Origin of the sequence: Nocardiopsis tropica (assembly GCF_042660575.1) — a bacterium.
In the GTDB taxonomy this organism is placed as follows: domain Bacteria; phylum Actinomycetota; class Actinomycetes; order Streptosporangiales; family Streptosporangiaceae; genus Nocardiopsis; species Nocardiopsis tropica.
This window is the reverse complement of record NZ_JBHSUF010000032.1, coordinates 58063-64062: the sequence shown is the minus strand read 5'-3', so window position 1 is coordinate 64062 and position 6000 is coordinate 58063. Positions and strand designations below refer to the sequence as shown.

6 protein-coding genes are annotated in these 6000 nt (G+C 62.0%); 3 read left to right on the top strand and 3 right to left on the bottom strand.

Translation table 11 applies throughout. The annotated features are described in order from the left end of the window. Positions 1 to 43: 43 nt before the first annotated feature. Positions 44 to 1102, bottom strand: a complete 1059-nt coding sequence (locus ACFQBR_RS32340) for an IS701 family transposase (RefSeq protein ID WP_344182068.1) — start codon at positions 1100 to 1102, stop codon at positions 44 to 46. 61 nt (positions 1103 to 1163) lie between these two features. On the opposite strand from ACFQBR_RS32340, the gene ACFQBR_RS32335 reads away from it, so the two are divergent. The 3 genes from ACFQBR_RS32335 to ACFQBR_RS32325 all read left to right on the top strand — a co-directional run bounded on the left by ACFQBR_RS32335 (position 1164) and on the right by ACFQBR_RS32325 (position 3812). Then, positions 1164 to 1718, top strand: a complete 555-nt coding sequence (locus tag ACFQBR_RS32335; protein WP_344182070.1) for a hypothetical protein — start codon at positions 1164 to 1166, stop codon at positions 1716 to 1718. Positions 1719 to 2497: 779 nt separating this feature from the next. Beyond that, complete coding sequence (locus ACFQBR_RS32330; protein WP_344182072.1) at positions 2498 to 3037, top strand: hypothetical protein; 540 nt, start codon at positions 2498 to 2500, stop codon at positions 3035 to 3037. Position 3038: 1 nt separating this feature from the next. Next, positions 3039 to 3812: a hypothetical protein gene (locus ACFQBR_RS32325; RefSeq protein WP_344182074.1), complete on the top strand. Its 774-nt coding sequence runs from the start codon at positions 3039 to 3041 to the stop codon at positions 3810 to 3812. A 180-nt stretch (positions 3813 to 3992) separates the two neighbouring features. On the opposite strand, the gene ACFQBR_RS32320 is transcribed toward ACFQBR_RS32325, so the two are convergent. Together ACFQBR_RS32320 and ACFQBR_RS32315 are read right to left on the bottom strand one after the other, a co-directional pair. Further along, positions 3993 to 5192 carry an AlbA family DNA-binding domain-containing protein gene (locus ACFQBR_RS32320; protein WP_344182076.1) on the bottom strand — a complete coding sequence of 400 codons (1200 nt, stop codon included), beginning with the start codon at positions 5190 to 5192 and terminating at the stop codon, positions 3993 to 3995. Positions 5193 to 5340: 148 nt separating this feature from the next. After that, positions 5341 to 5727, bottom strand: a complete 387-nt coding sequence (locus ACFQBR_RS32315) for a helix-turn-helix transcriptional regulator (protein WP_378554950.1) — start codon at positions 5725 to 5727, stop codon at positions 5341 to 5343. Positions 5728 to 6000: the final 273 nt, after the last annotated feature.

Here is a 6000-nt window from a genome sequence, read left to right as displayed (position 1 = left end):
GCCAGCGGAGCTCGAAGACAACTTCTACCAGCAGGAATCGGTGTCAGAGCAGGACGAAGCGTTGGTTCCGAGCCTCTAAAGAACCCGGCACGAAACACGGCGCGTCCTCATAAGGCGGCCACTGGGCGATCAGCGTCTGGGCGGGCAGCACCCCGTCCCAGGCCCGACTGCCCCCAGCATCGGCCAGGGCCGCCTCACGGGCGGACTTTCCTGCCAAACGCACGTCCATGACCAGGAAGCGGCCCCGCATCGACCCGCGGGAGCCCTGCCGCCAGACGCACCGGCGCAACGCCCCACGCCCTTGCTCCAGCGCCAGGTCCTTCAACGAGCGGGCCGGGGTGCGGTAACGCGGCAGAGGCGGACGCCCCGTGCCCGCCTCCTGCTCGGGGACTTCGGGCACCGCCCCACCGGGGTGGGCGTTCAGGCCGCCGGGCACCGCGACCACGTAGTCCAGGCCCCGCTCGGCCAGACCCCGGCGGAAGCCGTGGATCTGCCCGTAGCCGGCATCGGCCACCACCACTTGGTCGGCCAGCCCCCAGGAGCGGGCCTCATCGACCATGTCCAGGGCCAGCCGCCACTTGTGCCGGTGGCCCACCTGCTCGGGCACCCCGGTCTTGGCCCGGCGCTCATCGTCGGCCTCCGCCCACTCCTTGGGCAGGTAGAGCCGCCAATCCAGCGGCACCGAGGCGGCATCGGTGACCGCGTGCAGACTGACCGCGCTCTGGCACACCGCCTGCTTGCCCAGGGCGCCGCACCACTGGTGGGCCGCCCCGACGGACTCGGTGCCCGCCTTGGGCATCCCTGAGTCGTCGATCACCCACGCGTCCGGGTCGATGGCCTGGCTGACCATGGTCGCGACCCTGCGTTGGACAGGGGTGTGCTCCCAGGGGGACTGGCCCACGAACTGCTGCAGGGCCTGCATGTTGCCGTCGGGCAGGCGCTGGGCCATGGGTTGGATGGATTTGCGTCGCCCGTCCAGCATGAGTCCGCGCAGGTAGCAGTTGCCCCAGGCCCGGGAGTCCTTGCGGGGGATGGAGGCGAAGACCTCGGCGCAGAACGCGTCGAGGTCCTCACGGAGTTCTTCCACGGCTACCAGATCCACGCCTCCATGATGGCGGAACCGGACCGAGAAACCAGCAACTTAACGAAGTACTACTAGGCGGGTGACCGTCGGTTGGGTGGTGTGTGGCACCGGTTTCGAACAGACTGAAGCCATGTACCTCCGACGTGACATGCACCGTGACATCTGCGAACAGACCTTGGCCGTGATGACGTCAGTGATCTCGAAGTTGCGCACATTTCCGGTCGAGGATAATTACTGGTTGCGCGACTTTCCTCGCGGCTCGTGCTCGGTGGCATCCTGGGCCGTCGGTTCGATTCTTCGAGAACTCGGATTTGGCGACTGGACCCTGATCTCAGGAGCAGCCGATCAGGCGGAAGACGCTCAGGGTTGGTCACTGACCCATGTTTGGCTAGAACTGCGCGAGGATGGCAGGACTCTCTTCTCCCTGGACGCGACGGCCGACCAGTTCCCGCAGTGGGAGAGCGAGCCGTTCGTGGTCGAAGGTGAGTCGCCGCTCGGACAGCACTTCTGCTTGAATCGCCAGGAGACCTTGGTCAGCCAACCCTGGGAGCGGATGCGCGACCCACTCCACACTCTGCCGCTGGAGCATGTGCGCCGTTCCCTGTTTTCCAGTGACGGGGAACATTCGGCGTGACCCCGCCCTAGGGGACGGAGCCGACCATGGAAAACGGCACGTCTTCCGCGACAGTGGACTTCTGAGAACATCCCGATAATGAGTGCCGTTCACCTCATGGTCAAGGATCATTTGAGTTCCGGTATCGAGATCGATCTGCGCCCTTTCCCGGTGGCGGTCCCCGATCCACGCGCGTCCTTTGCTGCCCACTGACTGGCACCCTGCTTATCTGGGCCTGTGTTGTCCTGTCCAGCGCCAAAAGGATCACCAAACCCACCGAATGAGATGACTCCATGAAAGCCTTGCTCCACTCGGTCGGTGTGCGCCCACACCCACTGGAATAGAGAAGTTCGCGTGGGCCGCCACCATAGATCGGATCCTGTGCTGGGTTGACGCGGTGCCCTCATCGCATCCAGAGTGAAACAGTCGCTAATGAAATCGCCCGGAAGGGGACTAAGATGAACACCGAAACTCCTAGCGATGCGTACCTTCGCAACCTGAAACCCTACCCGCGGTGTCTAGGATCCTAACCATACCGACCTCTATGGTCAGCCGGCGTCGTTTATGTTGAAAGGTCTCGCGAGGCGCTGGGGGTCACGTGCGCTAGCGGTGGTTTGAGATGCCTCTCCCGTGGGTCGCGTAGTTCGCTGACCGCACCATGGCCCGAGAATGGAGAGAGCCCGCAAGCGGGCTCATATTCTCTTTCTCGTGATGCCTACCGCCATTGGAAGAAGACATGAGGTTTATAGAGACTTGCATTGGGTATTTTCTTGAGGGCCACTGCCTAAGTAGGAGGGCTCATGGCTGACCCGGAGATCGATGCCATGTCAGCAGTAGCCGCTGCGCTAGCTGACCTCGAAGAGGAAGCGCGGGGCCGCGTGCTGCGCTGGGCGGCAGAGCGGTACGCCGTTAGCGTGCCGATCGACGGTCGTCGGGATGGCGGTGGCCGCGATGGCAGCCCGGATTACGAGGGTGCCGCTGAAGTGACTGAGGAAGAGATCACTGAGCAAGCGCCGACGTACGAGCACTTCGCCGAGTTGTTCGCCGCCGCTTCGCCCCAGTCTAACGAGTCTAAGGCGCTCGTCGCAGCATACTGGGTACAGGTTCACGAAGGGCGCGCTGAGTGGGCGTCGCGTCTACTCAACACTGAACTCAAGAACCTAGGGCACTCAATACCGAACATCACCGACGCATTGAGCAGTAACATGCGGAAGAAGCCGCAACGTGTGATCCAGTTGAAGAAGTCGGGCAGCAGCCGCCAGGCGAACAAGATCTACAAAGTGACTCATGAGGGCTTGGTGTACGTGCAGGGCATGCTGCGCGGTGAGGGCGGCTCCTGACGTGGGCCTGGCACCGGAGGACGCCTTCTCGGTACTGCCGACCACACTGCGTGATGACCTGCTGAACGCGTTCGACGAGATCGTCAAGAACTACCGGGAGCGCCGCTGGGAGCCCTCGGAATTGAACGGCGGCAAGTTGTGTGAAGCCGTCTACACCATCTGCAAGGGATGGCTGGAGGGCGGGACCTACCCAGCGCGCGCGGACAAACCGAGCCGTGTGCCGAACAGGTGCTGGGACATGCAGACCGTCTATCAGCAGGTTCCGAACAGTCGGTCGGCGCGCATCCTCATTCCGCGCATGATGTTGGGATTGTACGACATCCGGAACAACCGTGGTGTGGGACATGCCGGTGCCGAAGTCGATCCGAATCAGATGGACGCCACGGTGGTTCTTTACACATCCAAGTGGATTATGGCTGAGCTGGTGCGATTGCTCCACAAGCTCACGATCGAGGAAGCTACAGCGATCGTGGACGGACTCATCGAGCGGGAGGTCGCATGGGTTTGGACGCATGGCGATAAGAGGCGCGTGCTGAGGAAAGGACTTACATGGAAGCAGCAGACCCTCCTGCTGTTGTTGACCGAGGCAGGCGACGTAGCTGAAGCGGACCTGTTTCGGTGGTTGGAGCACCCAGGTCTGCCGTCGTTTCGCAAAGATGTATTGAAGCAGCTGCACAGGGACCGACTCGTCGAGTACGACACGAACAACCGCGTTGTGCATCTGTTGCCACCTGGTGTTACTGCTGCCGAGGCGCTGGTTGCTGCAGAGCCTTAACGAATACTCGCTCTTGTTTCGTGCTGATTGTGAATGAGGTTGTGCTGTGTGCCGGGATCGCCTTCCGTCACTCGGTATCGTCGGGAAAGCTGGTGGAGAGGCTCGACCAGCCCTGAGCTGTACAGCGGCTGCTCTCGGCCCTTGCTCGGGGGAGACTGGTTGCAGGGCTGCCCCGTGCGACTACCGCTCCCCTTCAGGCGTTAGGAGAAGAGAGAGCTGGTGCACTCCTCCTTGGTTCACGCAGTCCTGCGCCAGGTCCCACACCTGCTGGTGGAAATCGGCGTCCGAGACCGCCGTCGTGACTGTGGTGTCGATGGGAGTGAATCTGCTCAACGGCAAGGATGATGCGCTGGAAGCGTGACCGAATCCATCTCGAGTGAGAATCGTCAAGGGTCCCTGTCCAGCCCATCCGATACCAACACGGGTGTTGTACTCGTTGTCGCCACGACCTTCGGCAGTCGCCCGGATCAGGGCCATGAGGTCGGAAACCGCCCCTTCGATGTCTCGGCCCTCGACCTCCCCGCCCGCGTGGTAGCTATCTGATCCGCTCCGGTGCCCGCCGACCGCAGCGGCCACGGTGACCGCCCCGTTGTGGTGGACGCTCACCCAAGCTTCCCGCCACCGCTCACCTTGACGGTGGGCGGCGTCGACCGCTACCCAGCTGCGCAACCCCGGACGCAAGTTCGCGCTCTCCACATGCTCCAACGGGTGTGTGCCGAGACGGGTGGAGAAGGTGAGCGTGAGGTCCTTGGCACGCCAGATGATGTTGCTCGTCTCTTCTCGTGAGGGACGGTGCAACAGCTTCGGGATGCGCGGTTGGGCAACGGCGATCAGCCAGGCCCGCGTGTCGACATCCCGGCCGGCCGCGGCTTCCTGATACAGCGTGTCCAGGGCTTCGGTGGCGTTGCGGCGTTCCTCGAAACGGGCCCGGTACATCGCCTCGATCTGGCGTTCCTGCATCCAGAAGGTGTCGGCGTCGTTGCGGATGGGGGCGCCGAAGAACTGGTTCCTCAGGATGAGATGGGGGCCGTCGATGCTCGCGGGAACTTCTACTACGACCACACGGCGCCCCTGCTCACCGAGACAGTCGATGGTGAGGCCGAAGACGGGTGGTGAGATCGCGGAGATGGCCACCTGCCGCAGAGCCCGTTCATGGTTCTCGTCAAGCCTACCGACGTCACCTCTCCCAGTCGCGGCCTTCTGTTTTTCACTGATGCCGTAGACGATGACGCCGCCTCCGCTGTTGGCCATGGCGGCGATGTCCTTGGGGAAATCGGACCCTGACAGGTTCTTGGGAGGTGGCAGCTCGGACTTCCAGTCCAGGTCGGTCGTCTCGGCGAGCCTGGCGTCTACGACTGCGTCGATCATCTCGTCGGTCACGGCTCCTGGGGGCAGCCCCAGGGAGCGGTGCAGAGCAGTGAATCTCATGGGAGCAATGGTAGGGAAGATCTGTGACAACGCGTGCGCGGTCACTGAGGCACTGAGCCAACCTCTGGCTGGGATCAGAGAAATGAAAAGTGGTGGATTATTAAATAAACTGTCTTCTTGCTGCCCAGACTACCGCTTCGATAGGTGTGTTGACATCCAACTTGTCGCAGATCCCTCTGATTCTCCTTCGGAGGGTGCGTGCGTCAACCCCAAGATGCCTTGCTGCAACCTCTGTGGTAACACCGGTTGCAATTTCGGCCAGTAGAGATACTTCTTCTGGTTCGAGCGTTATGTCATCTGTCTGCTTTGTGTCGCCCTGGTCATTCCCCCGGGCATCGATGCGAGCGCTCTCATGGTTGACGGTGGGCACAGCAACGATCGCAGGCTGCTCAGAGTCATCAGTAGGCTCACCATAAGCTCCGGTGTTTCTGCCAAGTGCATCGAGAAGCTGCTCAGTGAACCTAGCCATCAGTCTCAGCTCCTTCACCAGGTCCTGCTGCTAATTGTCGCGGCTGTGCATTTTTTGTCAAGCGTGCTGTGCGACTCAGCTGCTCGATGATGTAGGGAGCTGCGACTCCCACTGCGAGAGCGCCAAAAGCTCCGCTAACCTGATCTCCTAGCCCTGCTGCGGTCGCAAGACCAGTTCCTATGGCAAGGCGAATGATGATGGATGCAGCCCACGGGCCAAAAGAGGGTTCGCCTGGATACCGCCAAGGCCAGCATCTAGTTCGTCGGATTACAGTATTGAACTGTAGTCCCT

Coding starts and splice junctions, on each gene's coding strand:
- ACFQBR_RS32330 (WP_344182072.1), top strand. CDS start 2,498: ATGGCTGACCCGGAGATCGATGCCATGTCAGCAGTAGCCGCTGCGCTA.